The 15,470-nt window shown below is 68.4% G+C and carries 17 protein-coding genes; 15 read left to right on the forward strand and 2 right to left on the reverse strand.

Annotated features, from left to right (window positions below):
- From NOO62_RS16400 to NOO62_RS16415, 4 genes are read left to right on the forward strand one after another with little or no spacing between them, the layout of a single operon-like run.
- Positions 1-672, forward strand: coding sequence for an ABC transporter permease (locus NOO62_RS16400; RefSeq protein ID WP_268771624.1), 672 nt, complete (start codon positions 1-3; stop codon positions 670-672).
- A gap of 13 nt (positions 673-685) precedes the next feature.
- Complete coding sequence (locus tag NOO62_RS16405; RefSeq protein ID WP_268771625.1) at positions 686-1,621, forward strand: ABC transporter substrate-binding protein; 936 nt, start codon at positions 686-688, stop codon at positions 1,619-1,621.
- Between the two features lie 46 nt (positions 1,622-1,667).
- The gene (locus NOO62_RS16410) at positions 1,668-3,095 is read left to right on the forward strand and encodes a purine-cytosine permease family protein (protein WP_268771626.1); all 1,428 of its coding nucleotides are present in this window, start codon (positions 1,668-1,670) and stop codon (positions 3,093-3,095) included.
- Between the two features lie 11 nt (positions 3,096-3,106).
- On the forward strand, positions 3,107-3,529 hold the full coding sequence (locus tag NOO62_RS16415; protein WP_268771627.1) for a hypothetical protein: 423 nt from the start codon (positions 3,107-3,109) through the stop codon (positions 3,527-3,529).
- Positions 3,530-3,855: 326 nt separating this feature from the next.
- Here the strand turns inward: NOO62_RS16415 and NOO62_RS16420 are convergent, their stop codons facing one another.
- Positions 3,856-5,247 (reverse strand): cystathionine beta-synthase, encoded by a 1,392-nt coding sequence (locus tag NOO62_RS16420; protein WP_268771628.1) that lies wholly within the window; start codon positions 5,245-5,247, stop codon positions 3,856-3,858.
- Positions 5,248-5,400: 153 nt separating this feature from the next.
- Between NOO62_RS16420 and NOO62_RS16425 the strand changes: the two genes are divergently transcribed.
- The 6 genes from NOO62_RS16425 to NOO62_RS16450 all read left to right on the forward strand — a co-directional run bounded on the left by NOO62_RS16425 (position 5,401) and on the right by NOO62_RS16450 (position 10,683).
- Complete coding sequence (locus NOO62_RS16425; RefSeq protein ID WP_268775647.1) at positions 5,401-6,429, forward strand: SGNH/GDSL hydrolase family protein; 1,029 nt, start codon at positions 5,401-5,403, stop codon at positions 6,427-6,429.
- 337 nt (positions 6,430-6,766) lie between these two features.
- Positions 6,767-7,240, forward strand: a complete 474-nt coding sequence (locus tag NOO62_RS16430) for a hypothetical protein (RefSeq protein ID WP_268771629.1) — start codon at positions 6,767-6,769, stop codon at positions 7,238-7,240.
- 377 nt (positions 7,241-7,617) lie between these two features.
- On the forward strand, positions 7,618-7,920 hold the full coding sequence (locus tag NOO62_RS16435) for a hypothetical protein (protein ID WP_268771630.1): 303 nt from the start codon (positions 7,618-7,620) through the stop codon (positions 7,918-7,920).
- A 1-nt stretch (position 7,921) separates the two neighbouring features.
- Positions 7,922-9,112: an enoyl-CoA hydratase/isomerase family protein gene (locus NOO62_RS16440; protein WP_268771631.1), complete on the forward strand. Its 1,191-nt coding sequence runs from the start codon at positions 7,922-7,924 to the stop codon at positions 9,110-9,112.
- 87 nt (positions 9,113-9,199) lie between these two features.
- A complete protein-coding gene (locus tag NOO62_RS16445; RefSeq protein WP_268771632.1) occupies positions 9,200-9,799 on the forward strand; it encodes a hypothetical protein in 600 nt (199 codons plus the stop codon).
- Complete coding sequence (locus NOO62_RS16450) at positions 9,799-10,683, forward strand: hypothetical protein (RefSeq protein ID WP_268771633.1); 885 nt, start codon at positions 9,799-9,801, stop codon at positions 10,681-10,683. Before NOO62_RS16445 ends, NOO62_RS16450 begins: the two co-directional genes overlap by 1 nt.
- Positions 10,684-10,696: 13 nt before the next feature.
- Here the strand turns inward: NOO62_RS16450 and NOO62_RS16455 are convergent, their stop codons facing one another.
- A complete protein-coding gene (locus NOO62_RS16455; RefSeq protein WP_268771634.1) occupies positions 10,697-11,137 on the reverse strand; it encodes an ATP-binding protein in 441 nt (146 codons plus the stop codon).
- A 193-nt stretch (positions 11,138-11,330) separates the two neighbouring features.
- Here NOO62_RS16455 and NOO62_RS16460 point away from each other — a divergent pair, with 193 nt between their 5' ends.
- The 5 genes from NOO62_RS16460 to NOO62_RS16480 all read left to right on the forward strand — a co-directional run bounded on the left by NOO62_RS16460 (position 11,331) and on the right by NOO62_RS16480 (position 15,464).
- Positions 11,331-12,176 carry a helix-turn-helix domain-containing protein gene (locus NOO62_RS16460; protein WP_268771635.1) on the forward strand — a complete coding sequence of 282 codons (846 nt, stop codon included), beginning with the start codon at positions 11,331-11,333 and terminating at the stop codon, positions 12,174-12,176.
- A gap of 12 nt (positions 12,177-12,188) precedes the next feature.
- On the forward strand, positions 12,189-12,386 hold the full coding sequence (locus NOO62_RS16465) for a DUF397 domain-containing protein (RefSeq protein ID WP_268771636.1): 198 nt from the start codon (positions 12,189-12,191) through the stop codon (positions 12,384-12,386).
- Between the two features lie 143 nt (positions 12,387-12,529).
- Entirely contained in the window at positions 12,530-12,766 is a 237-nt protein-coding gene (locus NOO62_RS16470) for a DUF397 domain-containing protein (protein ID WP_268771637.1), read from the forward strand.
- A 315-nt stretch (positions 12,767-13,081) separates the two neighbouring features.
- Positions 13,082-14,302, forward strand: coding sequence for an acetyl-CoA C-acetyltransferase (locus NOO62_RS16475; RefSeq protein ID WP_268771638.1), 1,221 nt, complete (start codon positions 13,082-13,084; stop codon positions 14,300-14,302).
- Positions 14,303-14,567: 265 nt separating this feature from the next.
- On the forward strand, positions 14,568-15,464 hold the full coding sequence (locus NOO62_RS16480) for a hypothetical protein (RefSeq protein WP_268771639.1): 897 nt from the start codon (positions 14,568-14,570) through the stop codon (positions 15,462-15,464).
- The last annotated feature ends 6 nt before the right edge of the window (positions 15,465-15,470 follow it).

Consider the following 15,470-nt stretch of genomic DNA (forward strand, 5'->3'; position numbering starts at 1 on the left):
ATGTACGAACTCTTCAAGGACCTCGGCGCGTGGCTGGTCAGCGGCGACCAGTGGACCGGCCCCGACGGCATCGGGCACCGGCTCGCCGAGCACCTCCAGTACTCGCTGCTCGCCACCCTCATCGCCGCCGCCATCGCCCTGCCGGTCGGCCTCCTCATCGGACACACCGGACGCGGCGCGTTCATCGCCATCAACCTGTCCTCGTTCGGCCGCGCCCTGCCCACCGTCGGACTGGTCGTCCTGGTCTTCCTGGCGAGCGGCCTCTCCATGACACCCGTCTACATCGCGCTCGTCGCGCTCGCCGTCCCCTCCATCGTCACCAACACGTACGCGGGCATGACCGCCGTCGACCCCGAGGTGCGGGACGCGGCGCGCGGCCAGGGCATGCGGGCCCACCAGGTGCTGCTGCACGTCGAGTTGCCGCTCGCGCTGCCGCTGATCATGACCGGGCTCCGGCTCGCGCTGATCCAGGTCGTCGCGACGGCGACCATCGCCGCGTACGTCTCGTTCGGCGGCCTCGGCCGGTACGTGTTCGACGGCCTCGCCCAGCGCGACCTCGTCCAGGTGCTCGGCGGCGCCGTACTCGTGGCCTTCGTCGCCGTCGTACTCGACCTCGCGCTCGCGTCCCTGCAACGCGCCCTCTTCCGCCACCGCCCGGCCCAACAGGCTTAGGAGCACCCAGGACATGAACCGCAGAACTCTCCTCGGCGGACTCCTCGCCACCGCCTCCGTCCCCGCGCTCGCCGCCTGCGGCGGCGGCATCACCTCCCTCGACGGCGGGGGATCCGGCGGCGGCGGAGGCGGCTCCAGCAAGGACGGCGTCACCATCGGCACCGCCAACTTCACCGAGAACCAGGTCCTCGGCCACCTCTACGCGGCCGCACTGGAAGCGGCGGGCGTCAAGACCAACGTCCGCCCCAACCTCGGCACCCGCGAGATCCTCATCCCCGCGCTCAAGGGCGGCGACATCGACCTGCTCCCCGAGTACCAGGGCGCCCTCCTGCACTACCTGGACCCGAAGGCGAAGGCCACGGAGGAGGGCGAGATGCAGAACGCCCTGGCCATGCGCCTCCCGCGTGGGCTCCAGATCCTCCCGTACGGGCGGGCCGAGGACTCCGACGCGTTCGTCGTGACGCGCGAGACCGCGAAGGAGTACGGCCTCAAGTCCCTCGCCGACCTGGCCAAGCACAACGGCAAGCTGGTCATCGGCGCCGCCGCCGAGGTGAAGAAGCGGACGGTCGGCGCGGTCGGCCTGAAGGACGTCTACGGGGTCGAGTTCAAGGAGTTCAAGTCGCTCGACTCGTCCGGGCCGCTGGTGAAGGGCGCCCTGCGCAAGGGCGACGTCGACGTCGCGAACCTCTTCACCACCGACACCGACATCGCCGCCGAGCACTGGGTCGTCCTCACCGACCCCAAGAACCTCGTCCCCGGCCAGCACATCGTCCCGCTCATCGCCGACCGCAAGGCCGACTCGACGGTCCGCAAGGCCCTCGCCCGCCTCGGCGCCCTCCTGACGACGGCGCAGCTCACCGAGCTCAACCGCCTGGTGGACAAGGACAAGAAGGACCCGGAGGACGTGGCGCGGGACTGGGCGGAACAGCACGGCATCACAAAGAAGTAGGCGTACCAAGCAACAGCAGGCGTACCAGCATCGGGAGTTGACCGGCATGGCAGCTGAAGACCTGGTGGAGCGGCGCTCCATCGACGTCGTCCCGGACGACGAACGGCACGGCACCGCGTTCAGCCAGTTCACGCTCTGGCTCGGCGCCAATCTCCAGATCACCGCGGTCGTCACGGGCGCGCTCGCCGTCGTGTTCGGCGGCGACGTGGTGTGGTCGCTCGTCGGCCTCGTCCTCGGCAACCTGCTCGGCGGCGCGGTCATGGCGCTGCACTCGGCGCAGGGCCCGAAGCTGGGGCTGCCGCAGATGATCCAGTCGCGGGCCCAGTTCGGGGTGAAGGGCGCCGTCGTCCCGCTGCTCCTCGTCATCCTCATGTACGTCGGATTCTTCGCGAGCGGCAGCGTACTCGCGGGTCAGGCGACGGCTGAACTGACGCACACGAACGACACCACGGGCATCGTCGTCTTCGCCGTCATCACGGCGGTCATGGCGGCGGTCGGCTACCGCGTCATCCACGTGCTCGGCCGGGTGGCGAGCGTGATCTGCGCGCTCGCCTTCATCTACCTCGGCGTCCGCCTCCTGGACCGGGTCGACCTCTCGGTACTTCTCTCCGACGCCCACTTCGACCTGCCGATGTTCCTGCTCGCCGTATCGCTCTCGGCGTCCTGGCAGCTGGCGTTCGGCCCGTACGTGGCGGACTACTCCCGCTACCTGCCCCGCGCCACCTCCGCCAAAGCCACGTTCTGGTGGACCCTGTCGGGGTCGGCGATCGGCTCGCAGTGGTCGATGACGTTCGGGGTGCTCGTGGCCGCCAGTGCGGGGGACGCGTTCCTCGCCAACCAGGTCGGCTACGTCGTCGGCCTCGGCGGCACCGGCCTGATCGCCTCCTTCCTCTACTTCGTGATCGCGCTCGGCAAGCTGACCATCAACGTCCTGAACACCTACGGCGGCTTCATGTCGATGGTCACGAGCATCAGCGGCTTCCGCGGCCAGAAGGTGCTCGGGGCGCGCGGGCGGGCCGCGTACATCGCCGTGATCATGGTGGCGGGCACGGCGGTCGCGCTGCTCGGCAAGGACAGCTTCCTGTCGTCCTTCAAGGACTTCCTGCTGTTCCTGCTGACGTTCTTCACGCCGTGGTCGGCCATCAACCTGGTCGACTACTACCTGATCTCCCGCGAGCGGTACGACATCCCCGCCCTCTTCGACCCGCACGGCCGCTACGGCGCCTGGCGCTGGGACGCCCTGACCGTCTACGGCGTGGGCCTCCTCGCCCAGCTCCCCTTCCTGGTCACCCACTTCTACACGGGCCCGCTGGTCGACCCGCTGGGCGGCGCCGACATCTCGTGGATCGTGGGGCTGGTGGTGCCCGCGGTGCTGTACTGGGCCCTGGCCAGGCGGAACCCGCCCGCCCCTGGGGCTGGGCCCCGTGCGGAAAGGGGGGTTAGCCCCAGCGCCGAGAGCGCCCCGGCGTCGTAACGTAAACGGCTATGGAAGCCCGTGACGCCGAACTCAAGAAGGAACTCGACGCCACTCTGCATGCGCGCAGAGAGCTCGGCGAAGAGTACGACTCCGCCTTGGTCGACTCGTTCCTCGGGAAGATCGAGCAGCGCCTGGACGGCACGATCGACCGCCGTATGCGCCGCCACCTGGCGGAACAGCAGATGGTGGTCGCCCGCGGCGCCCGCTCGCCCGCGAACGGGGTCGACTCCTGGGGCGAGCGCTTCGGGTTCGGCGTCGTCTCGCTGATCCTCGCGGTCCCGCTCTCCGCGATCGCCGTGGTCAACGCGGGCCTGACCGGGCTCTTCGTGTCCTGGGCGGGCATCGTGGGCGTGAACGCGGTGCACTCGTTCCGCGGCCTGTCCTTCGGCGGCCGCGGGCGCGACGACCGCAAGTCGGAGTGGGACGACTGAGACGGTCTTCCCACCCGGCACCTCCCCGTGCAGGACGACCGCCCGCAGAGGGGCCGTCACCGCGAGGGCCCGCCGCACCCCCGGAAACCCAGGGGGCGGGACGACGGCGGTCCCCCGCGGAAGGACGTCGTACCGGGTCAGAGCCGGCCGCGCCCAGGCGTCCACGAACCCGGGAGCCGCTCCGGAGTTCCTGACGCCGACACCGACCAGCATGCCCGCACCGTGTTAAGCGGGTGCTGCGCACACATGACGTCCTCGTGCCGCTCGGTTACGAGTACGTCAGCAGTCAGCAGTCAGCAGTGAACAATCAGCAGTCAGCCGTCACGTCACTGCGACTGCTGCTCCGCCAGGAACGCCAGCAGGTCCTGACGGCTCACCACACCCGTCGGCTTCCCCTCGACCAGCACGATCGCCGCGTCGGCGCCACCGAGCACCGACATCAGGTCGGCGACAGGCTCACCGGAGCCGACCTGCGGCAGCGGGTCTGACATGTGCTTCTCCAGCGGATCGGAGAGCGAGGCACGCTGCGCGAACAACGCGTCGAGGAGCTCGCGCTCGACCACCGACCCGATGACCTCCGCCGCCATGACGTCAGGGTGCCCCGCGCCCGGCTTCACGATCGGCATCTGCGAGACCCCGTACTCCCGCAGAACCTCGATCGCCTCCCCCACCGTCTCCTCGGGGTGCATGTGGACGAGCGAGGGCAGCTCGCCGCCCTCCTTGCGGCTCAGCACGTCGGCCACGCGCGGCTGGTCCCCGGCCTCCTCCAGGAAGCCGTAGTCGTTCATCCACTCGTCGCTGAAGATCTTGCTCATGTAGCCGCGCCCGCTGTCGGGCAGCAGAACAACCACCACATCCTCCGGACCGAGCCGCTCCGCGACCCGCAGCGCCGCCACGACGGCCATGCCGCAGGACCCGCCGACGAGGAGCCCCTCCTCCTTGGCGAGCCGCCGCGTCATCTGGAAGGAGTCCTTGTCGGACACGGCGATGATCTCGTCGGTGACGTTACGGTCGTACGCCGTAGGCCAGAAGTCCTCGCCCACGCCCTCGACGAGGTAGGGCCGTCCGGACCCGCCGGAGTACACGGACCCCTCGGGGTCGGCGCCGACGACGGTGACGGAGCCCTTGGAGATCTCCTTCAGATACCCACCGGTCCCGGAGATCGTGCCACCCGTCCCGATGCCCGTCACGAAGTGGGTGATCTTCCCCTCCGTCTGCTCCCAGAGCTCGGGGCCGGTGGAGTGGTAGTGCGAAAGGGGGTTGTTCGGGTTGCTGTACTGGTCGGGCTTCCAGGCACCGAGCGTCTCGCGGACGAGCCGGTCGGAGACGTTGTAGTACGAATCCGGGTGCTCGGGGTCGACGGCGGTCGGGCAGACCACCACATCGGCGCCGTACGCGCGCAGCACGTTGATCTTGTCGAGGGACACCTTGTCCGGGCAGACGAAGATGCACTTGTAGCCCTTCTGCTGGGCCACGATGGCGAGGCCGACCCCGGTGTTGCCGGAGGTGGGCTCGACGATGGTGCCGCCGGGCTTCAGCTCCCCGCTCTGCTCGGCCGCCTCGATCATGCGCAGCGCGATGCGGTCCTTCACGGAACCGCCGGGGTTGAAGTACTCGACCTTGGCCAGGACGGTCGCCTGGATGCCCGCGGTCACGTTGTTGAGCCTCACGAGCGGGGTGTTGCCGACGAGGCTGATCATCGAGTCGTGGAATTGCACCGTTGTCTCCGGGCTGCGATGTAGTGCGACGAATTGGTGCGGTCAGCCTAGAGCCTCCTCATCCGTTCACCTCCGCTTGCGATTGGCCGACCGTGCTTACGGGGCAATGAGTGGATGTGCGGCCGTACGAAGCGGTACGGCACGAGGAGGTGGCTGCAGGGCATGTCGAGGGCGAGGGTGGCGCGGCGGATCGCCGCGGGCGCGGCGTACGGCGGCGGAGGCATCGGGCTGCTCGGGGCCGCCACGGTGGGCGTGGTGCTCGCCGAGGTGCAGCTCGCGAAGCGGACGGTGGGCAACGGGCACGTGGATCCGCCACGGGCCGACGGGCGCTACGGCGGGGCGTTCGCCGCGGAGGCCGCGCGGCCCACGCACGCCGAACCCGTGAGGTTCGCGATGCTCGGGGACTCCACGGCGGCGGGCCAGGGCGTGCACCGGGCCAAACAGACCCCGGCGGCACTGCTCGCCTCCGGTCTCGCCGCGGTCGCCGAGCGCCCCGTCGACCTGCGGAACGTGGCGCTGCCGGGCGCCCAGTCGGACGACCTGGACCGCCAGGTGACACTGATCCTTTCGGACCCCTCCTGGGTGCCGGACGTCTGCGTCATCATGATCGGCGCGAACGACGTGACGCACCGGATGCCGATGACGCGATCGGTACGCCACCTCTCCTCCGCGGTACGCAGGCTCCGTACGGCCGGTTCGGAGGTGGTGGTCGGCACGTGTCCCGACCTGGGCACGGTCGAGAACGTCTACCAGCCGCTGCGGTGGCTGGCCCGCCGCGTCTCACGGCAGCTGGCCGCGGCGCAGACGATCGGGGCGGTGGAGCAGGGCGGCCGGACGGTCTCGCTCGGCGACCTCCTGGGCCCCGAGTTCGCGGCACACCCCCGGGAACTGTTCGGCCCCGACCGCTACCACCCCTCCGCGGAGGGGTACGCGACGGCGGCGATGGCAGTACTCCCCACGTTGTGCGCGGCGCTGGGCCTATGGCCGGAGGAGGACCGCCCGGACGTCTCGCGCCGCGAGGGCTTCCTGCCGGTCGCGCGAGCAGCGGCCCAAGCAGCCTCGGAGGGCGGCACGGAGGTCACGGCAGCGATGCCGACGGGCCCCCGCGGCCCGTGGGCCCTCCTCAAACGCCGACGCCGCCGCCGCATCCACACCCCCGATCCGTCCCCGCTCCCCCACTGACTTCACGCCCCGGGCAGGAGCGGCGGAAATGGCGTGTCCGATACGGCGGGCCGCCTTGCCCCCAACGAACCGACCTGCGCAGCAAGACAACAGATGGGCACCCTGCCCTACCCCCATAACCCAACCCATGCCCGAATTTGCTCTATGGGACGGTCACCCACTTCCCGCCCCATAGCGGTGAGCGACACATACGAGCCAAGAGTGATCAAACGCGGTCCAGACTCTGCCGATATACACCTGTCTGCCCCCTTGCCCGCCGTCAAAGCGGCTGGTGCCCCCCACCTCACCTGGATAGCTTGGTTCACTCCAGAGAACCCCGCCCCCAGGAGCCGAAACCGTGAACCGCCGCCCCACCCTGCTCGCAGCGGCCGCCATGGCCACTGCCGCGGTCCTCTCGCTCTCGGCGTGCGGAGGGAGCGACGGCGACTCCAAGGACAGGATCGCGGGCGCCGACTCGGACGCGAGTGACAAGAAGAAGGAGTCACCGTCCCCGAAGACATCGGAGGACGACGGGATCGACCGCCCGGAGATCAAGCTGCCCGAGGTCGTGGAGAACGTCTTCGAGGGGGGCGAGACCGGGGACCCGAAGAAGGACGCGGTGCTCGCCGACAACGCGCGTCGGCTCGACGCGATCGACGAAGCGGTCACGGTCGACGCGAAGACGCACCCGGCACTGAAGTTCTACTCCTCCGGCGAAGCCCTGCTCACGGCAGCTGACTACATCCAGGGCTTCCGCAAGGAGGGCAAGAGCTTCGTCGGGACCACCCGCTACTACGACCGCCGGGTCACCTTCCTCAAGGACGACGGGTGAGCGGAAAGAGGCGCAGCAGACCACGGCCACGCGCCAGGACAAAAACCTCGGCGTACACACGCAGGTCCGGACGACGGTCGAGGGCAGTCCGGGCAACCCGGGGAGCCCCAAGTCCGCGAGGACCGGCACGCTCACCCCCGCCAACAGCAACTGGGATCCACCCGCTTGCTGGTACGAACCGGCGTACTCCCCGAAGGGGATCCAGGCCACGGTCAAGGCGATCCGGCAGATCGGCGTACTCAAGATCGGTGACTTCTTCCGCAGACACCCAGGACGTAGTCGTACACGAGATCCAGTCAGTCGCCCGCTGACCGCAAACCACATACCGCAGACCGCAGACCGCAGACCACGACCAAACAGGGAACCCGGACACCGACATGAGCGACCTTCGCCTCGACGGAACGGTCTTCGAGAACCTCAAGAAGACCTTCTCCTCGGTCAGCGACCGCATGGACGCCGCACGCAGAACCCTCAAGAACACCGACGGCTCGGTCGTCGGGGCCGAGAAACTCATCGAGGACGTGCACGAGTTCGCCGACGAGTGGGGCTACGGCGTCAAGCAGCTCGGCAAGCACACGCAGGGCGCCGTCAAGATGATCAACAAGATCGACGAGGAGTTCAGCAAACTGGACCAGGCCCTCGCCGAGTCCCTCAAGTCCGCCAAGAAGAAGAGCAAGTAGCGTGACCGGCACCAAGCGCCCCGCGCTCCCGAACATAGGCTGGGACCCCACACCCGGCAACGTCGAGGACACCCGCGACCTGGCGAAGAAACTCGGTGGGCTGGCTTCGGAGCTCGGCGCCGCGGTCCGAGACCTGGAACGCATCGAATGCGGCGCCTGGAAGGGCAAGGCGGCGCTCGCGTTCACCGAGTACATCGGCGAGGACGTCACCCCGCTCATCCGCAAGAGCCACGAATCCTTCGACAAGGCGTCGCGCGCGCTGTACCGGTGGGCCAAGGAACTCAAGGAGTTCCAGGACGAGACCGACCGCCTCGAGAAGAAGGCCGGGGAAAAACTCGACGCCCGCTCGGAGGCGAAGCCCGACAGCAAGGAGAGCGGGAAGGCTTCGGGAGACGTCGACGGGGTCATCGCCCAGGTCCACGACCTGGAGGACCGCTACGCCAAGGCGGCCGGGGCGATCAGCAAGGAACTCGACAAGGCAGGCGACATCGCCCCGGACGAGCCGGGCTTCTGGGACAAGCTCACCAAGGGCGTCGCGGACGCGTGGAAGACCGCAGGCGAGTGGATCAAGGATCACGCCGAACTGATCAAGATGATCGGCGATGCATTGAGCCTGATCAGTAGCGCCCTGGGCATCCTCGCCATTATCACGGCCCCCTTCGAGCCGATCGGTGCGATCTTCGCAGCCGCCTCTATGGTGACTAGTGGAGCGGCATTACTTACGCATCTGACCGCCAAAGCAGCAGGCGCAGAGGTGAGTTGGGTTGAGATCGGGTTTGACGCCTTCGGTGTGCTTCCAGGGGTCAAGGGCCTGCTGGGCACGGCAAAGGTCGCTAAGGGCACGAGTGCTACGGCTCGTGCCGCAAAGCTCGGAGCCGGCTATGAGGCAGGAATGAAGAGCAGCAAGCTGCTCCAGCTCTTCGGAAAGGGGAAGCCAGCTCCCGTGGTCCAACTCGCCGAAGGCGGCAGCCGTACGCGGCTCGCGGTGGAGAGCGGCCTACAGAACTTTCGTGGCGGTCAGCTGGTCGGCACCAAATCGATCAACGCGCTGGGAAGCAGGTTGCCGTTCGTCAAGAGCGACGAGCTCATCTCGCCCATGGGCCAGGGTGGGCGGGCCTTTGACGCCGCCATCAAGACAGCCTTGACCGGATACAAAGGCCACACCATCGCGAACCGAGATTACGGAAGCTGAGGGCGCCGCATGGACAGCCCAACACCTACGAGTAGTAGCGCGGTAGCCCACCCCTCGCCGGTCGTAGCGGGGGCCACTCTGCCGCCCATGAACTTCCGCTGCCCCGAGGGCATGCACACAATCGAGGTTTCGCTGGACGCCCCCGCACGTGCCCACGCCGCACACCAGCTGGTCAGAGACATCTATCCCAACGGTGAGCCCTCTCTCTGCAACATTATGGGCGCCCTGTACAGCGCGACGGCCGACGAAATGCTGACGGGCGGCGTCAGCTTCTTCGGTATTGGGCTGTACGACATCGAGAACCACGGCGGTGTCGCGCACTGTTCACTGACCATGGCGGTCTTCGAGTCCGGGGAAGCCGATCAGGAGACAGTCGCCCAGGGCATTCTGGTGACCCTCCAGTCCGACCCGCTACGGGAGGTGACCTGGATCGACCTGCCGTGCGGTCCTGCGGTGTCGGCGATCTCCTTCCGCAAGCTCCTCGTCGACGGTCAGTACACGAAGAGTGGCCAGGACGAGGAACTGGTCATGGGCCAGATCCAGGTCCATATTCCGTTCGCGACCGGCCCGTACACGGCGGTCTTCACGCTGGACACGGCTTCGATGGAACAGTGGGACGAGTTCAGCAGTGCCATGGCGGGCATTGTCGGATCGGTCGATTTCCCTGATGGAGAGATGGCGCACTGATGGATTGGCTCACCGACCCCGAAGAAGACGTCCTCATCCATTCCGCAGCCACCTTCGCCACCGGCATGGCCCCCGCCGTCTCCGGACAACGTTGGTTTCGCGACACCGGTCGCAACGACATGCAAGGGGAGTTGGTGAGCGCGGGCTGGCCGCCCGGCCCGGACAACACACCACGCACCGCCGGGAACAAGGCCTCCCGTCGCGTCGGTGGCGCCCTGGCCTCCGCCCTCGCCCTGGTCACGAGCCTCGTCCTCAACGAGAACAACGTCGGCTCCGGCGACGACAAACCCGAGGATCCGGAGAACGAGGTCGACGATTTCCCCGTCATGTGGGCCGCTCCCGGCACCCTCGCGCGCACCCTGCCGTGGCAACTGGACCCTGCACGCCGGCCGAAGAGCTACATCACGGACTTGGTCATCACCAATCACCGCCTTCTCTTCGTCGGTTCCGAGCTCGGACTGCTGGAACACGCCGACGTACTCTGCGAGCTACCGCTCGACGCCCTCGCCGAAGCCCGTCACATGCAGTTCAGCAAACTCGAAGCGGATGTCCGGCTCACCTTCGCGGACCGGTCCTGGGTGCGGCTCTTCACCGGCGCCCGCAACAGCGCCGAACGCCTTGAGCAGATGCACAGCGGAACGGTGCGCATGCTGTCGGCGAACGCGCTCACCGAGGGTCAGCAGCGGGAAGCGGCGCGCTTCTGTACCGGGAAGCCGAAGACGTCGTACCCCCCGACGTACGCCATGCTGCCGAGCGGCACTGTCCTGATGGAGGTTCGCTCGCCGTCCAAGTTCACGGCAGGCTGCTTCGACGTGGCCGTCAACTTGATGGACGAGACGGGCGGACGTACCGGGCCCCAGCCGGGGGATCCCTCCGTCCCGTAGCTCGCCGAGTCCTCTACCGACCGGAGCCCGGCGTGACCTCGGCCCACAGCAACTTCCCCACGTGCCCCGTCCCGAGGGAGTAGGACCCCCAACTGTCCGCGCACGCCCGCACGATGTGCAACCCCCGCCCACCCTCCGCCGTCTCCGGCGGTCGGCAGTCGTCGTCACGGCCGTCCTCCCCGAACCCGGGTGGGATCTCCGGATTGGAGTCCCACACGGCCACGCGGATCCCCTCCGGGGTGGAGGAGCGGAGGCGGAGGGCGTAGGGGCCGTCGGTGTGACAGTGCGCATTGTTCAGGAGTTCCCCCGCGAGGAGTTCGGCGGTGGGGGTGAGTTCCCCGAGCCCGTACGTTTCGAGTACCGCGCGGAGGGTGGCACGGCCGATTCCCGGCGCGCGGGGATCGTGGGGGAGTTGGAGGGTGTAGGTCCAGGGCGGCGATACGGTTGCGTTCATGGAAGTCTCCGTTGGGAGCGGGTAGTTGCCGGGTGGGCCCAGTGACGTTGTCGCTCCGTCGAGCGGGGTTCTTCTGGGTGGTGGCGCCACTCACAAGGTAGCGACGTCTAGTTAAGGCGTTAACCGAAACCTGATAAAGCCCTGCACAACCACTCGTGTGAGTGATGGGACATGAGGAGAGGCGAACGCGCCCGTGAGAACCAACCCGACGGGACGTCAACTGCGGCTGGGCAGCGAGCTGCGTAAGCTCCGCGAACGCGCCGGCCTGACGTCGACGGAGGCCGGGAAACTCCTCGGCGTCAAGCAGAACCAGATCAGCAACATAGAGTCCGGGCGGCTCGGCGTGAGCCCGGCACGGGTGCGCGCGCTGGCCTGCCATTACGACTGCTCCGACAAGCCCCTCATCGACGCGCTGACCGGCATGACCGGTGAACGCACGCGCGGATGGTGGGAGGACTACCGCGAAATACTGTCCGCAGGGCTGCTGGACCTCGCCGAGATCGAACACCACGCCACATCGCTGCGCACCGCGGTGACGGTGCACATCCCCGGCCTCTTCCAGACCACGGACTACGCCCGCGAGATCTTCCGCCAGGGCGTTCCCGAGCTGTCACCGCCGGACATCGAACACCGGATCTCGTACCGCATCAAGCGGCAGGCCGTGCTCTTCAGAGAGCCCCCGACACCCCACCAGGCAATCGTCCACGAGGCGGCCCTGCGCATGCAGTTCGGCGGCCCCACCGTGACCCGCGCGCAGCTCAAACACCTCATCGACATGAGCGAGCGGGAGCACATCACCATTCACGTCATCCCGTTCACTGCCGGAACATTCCCGGGCTCGGGCCAGTCGATCTACTACTCCGCAGGCCCCGTGCCCCAACTCGACACGGTCAACCTCGACCAGTCGCACGGCCCGGTGTTCCTGGACGCCGAAGCCCAGCTCGACAAGTACCGCATCCTCCTCGACCGCATGGAAGCCACAGCACTCTCACCCATGAAGTCACGCGACTTCATCCACAACATCATCCAGGACCTGTAAAGGAAGCCCACGATGCCCAAGCTCACCTGGCAGAAGTCCTCCTACTGCCAAGAAGGCAACTCCTGCGTACACATCGCTACCAGCCCCACCGGCACGATCCATCTCACCGAAAGCAGCGACCCCACCCGAGCGATACTCAGCACGACCCCCACGGCCTTCGCCGCGCTGCTCCGCTCCGCGCAGCGGCCCGCAGGCGCCGAGACGGCCTGAGGGGACGTGGAGGTATGTGCGCCCGGAGCACGGTGAGCCACGCTCCGGGGATGCCCGGTCCGAGGCCCCGCGCCGGGATGGCGAGGACGTACATACCTCCGCGGCCCCGCCCCACAGACGAAGAGAAGGCGCAGACCCAAGCCATGACCGAGACCCCCCGTATCCCCACCGACCTCGACTGGACCCGCGCCGCGCCCGAGGACGAGCAGGGTCCAGGGCCCTGGATCGAGATCGCCTTCGGTGCGGACGGCGACGCCGTCTACCTGCGTGAGACCAGCGATCCGGACAACATCGTCACGACCACCCGCAAGAAGTGGGACGCCTTCGTGCTCGGCGTGCAGGCGGGCGAGTTCGACCACTTCGTGGAGGGTGTCGAGTAAGTGGCCCCCGGGCGGCTGGCAGGGGCGCGGGAACTGCGCGGGCGACCCCATCCGCCGCGGGTGACTGCGGACCGGAAGGCCCCCACCCGCGCGGGGACCTGCGCGGGCGACCTCCACCCGCCTGCAGGTGACTGCGGACCGGAAGGCCCCCCACCCCTTCCGCCCAGGGCCCCGCGGCCTGAGCGCCCGCTTAGAAATGCGGCCGGAGTCACATCCCCCACCCGATGACCCACCCCATTACGTGCAGGTAACTTCCCAGTGAGCCCTGCCCCTTAGGCCACTGCACTTTCACCGCCACAGCCACTGGAGCCCCTGATGCCCGAAGCCGTGATCGTCTCCGCCGCCCGCACCCCGATCGGCCGTGCCTTCAAGGGCTCGCTGAAGGATCTGCGGCCGGACGACCTGACCGCGACCATCATCGAGGCCGCCCTCGCCAAGGTCCCCGAGCTGGACCCGAAGGACATCGACGACCTGATGCTGGGCTGCGGTCTGCCCGGTGGTGAGCAGGGGCACAACCTCGGCCGCATCGTCGCCGTACAGATGGGCATGGACCACCTTCCGGGCTGCACCATCACCCGGTACTGCTCCTCGTCCCTCCAGACCTCCCGCATGGCCCTGCACGCCATCAAGGCCGGTGAGGGCGACGTCTTCATCTCCGCCGGCGTGGAGATGGTGTCGCGGAGCGTGAAGGGGACCAGCGATGGGCTCCCCGATACCCACAACCCCCTCTTCGCCGACGCGGAGGCCCGTACCGAGGCCGTCGCCAAGACCGAGGGGTCCACGTGGCACGACCCGCGTGAGGACGGGCTCGTCCCGGACGCGTACATCGCGATGGGACAGACCGCCGAGAACCTCGCCCGCGTGAAGGGCGTCACCCGTCAGGACATGGACGAGTTCGGCGTCCGCTCGCAGAACCTCGCCGAGGAAGCCATCAAGAATGGCTTCTGGGAGCGGGAGATCACGCCCGTCACCACCCCGGACGGGACGGTCGTCAGCAAGGACGACGGGCCGCGCGCCGGGGTCACCCTGGAGGGCGTCCAGGGCCTCAAGCCCGTCTTCCGGCCCGACGGCCTCGTCACCGCCGGCAACTGCTGCCCCCTCAACGACGGCGCCGCCGCCCTCGTGATCATGAGCGACACCAAGGCCCGCGAACTCGGCCTGACCCCGCTCGCCCGCATCGTCTCCACCGGCGTCACCGGCCTCTCCCCCGAGATCATGGGCCTCGGCCCGGTCGAGGCGAGCAAGCAGGCGCTCCGGCGCGCCGGGCTGACCATCGACGACATCGACCTGGTCGAGATCAACGAGGCGTTCGCCGCCCAGGTGATCCCCAGCTACCGCGACCTGGGCATCGACATCGACAAGCTGAACGTCAACGGCGGCGGCATCGCCGTCGGCCACCCCTTCGGCATGACCGGCGCCCGCATCACCGGCACGCTGATCAATTCCCTCCAGTTCCACGACAAGCAGTTCGGCCTCGAGACGATGTGCGTCGGCGGCGGCCAGGGCATGGCCATGGTTATCGAACGCCTCAGCTAATAACGGCCGGTAACAGTAGAAAACCGCTGACACACAGTTCCCTCTGCTGACCCTCCGTCCCTGCATCACTTCGTGACCCAATCTCCCCCAGGATGTGACCTATCTCCTGGGGGAGATGGACATGCCCAGCTCAGAGCACATACGGGGGTAAACCTCGGGCCCTAAGTCCTGTCCCATTCGTGACGTAATGCACTGACAGCTGGATCGTGCAGGCTTCAAGCTGATGTAGGAAGTCGGGGGTCGACTTGAAACCGGGAGTACGTCAGTGAGCGCCTTGCCTCTTGCCCTGCTGCTCTCCACGGCCGCTGCCACGGCCGTGGGCGTCGCTGCCCTGCACGCCGTGCACGGCATGCGGAAGCAGCTCGCCGAGATCACAGCCCTGCACACCGAACTGGCCGCCAGAGCCGAAGCCGAAGCCGACAGCCGTGCCACGAGCGGCCCGCACCCCACGGTGCCGGCGGCCCGCGCCACCGTGGACACCGACGAGATACGCGCGGCCGTGACCGAGGCGCTCGCCGAGGAGCGCGAGCGCGAGCTCGCCGAGGCCCGCGCGTTCTGGGCCGCTCAGGAGGCCCGCGAGGGCGCCGACGGGCCCTCGCTGCTCGGCGGACTGCCCGGCCTGCCCGACGGCATCGCCGACGAGCTGTTCCTGCCCCGGCAGGCCGACTTCGCGGGCCTGGAGTCCGACAGTCTGGAGCCGGTGACCGAGCCGTTCGCCGAGTCGACGGGCACCGACGAGTTCGCCGGGGACTCCCCGGAGCTGGCCGCCGCCCGCCGCCGGCACCCCTCGCACCCGGACTTCGTGCCGGTGCAGATGCCGACACCCGAGGGGCACGGCGACCACGGCGATCACGGTGATCACGGTGATCACGAGCGCACGGTGGCGTGCCTGGAGGAGCTGGCCGACGCCCGCACCGCCCTCGCCGACGTCCGCCCCGGCCCGCTGGGCACGCTCGACGTGTACGTCTTCGCGGACGGTACGACGCTGTGCATGACGCCCGGCCACCGCGAGACCGCGGAGCTCCTGGCGACCGCGCTGCGCGAGGGCCGCACTCCGTTCCTGCTCGGCGGCTCCGGCATCTCCGGTGCGTACGCCCTGACGTTCGAGTGCGGCACCGAGAACATCTACATCCTGGCCGACCGCGTCATCGCCTCGGTCTGAGCGACG

Source organism: Streptomyces sp. Je 1-369, assembly GCF_026810505.1.
GTDB lineage: Bacteria > Actinomycetota > Actinomycetes > Streptomycetales > Streptomycetaceae > Streptomyces.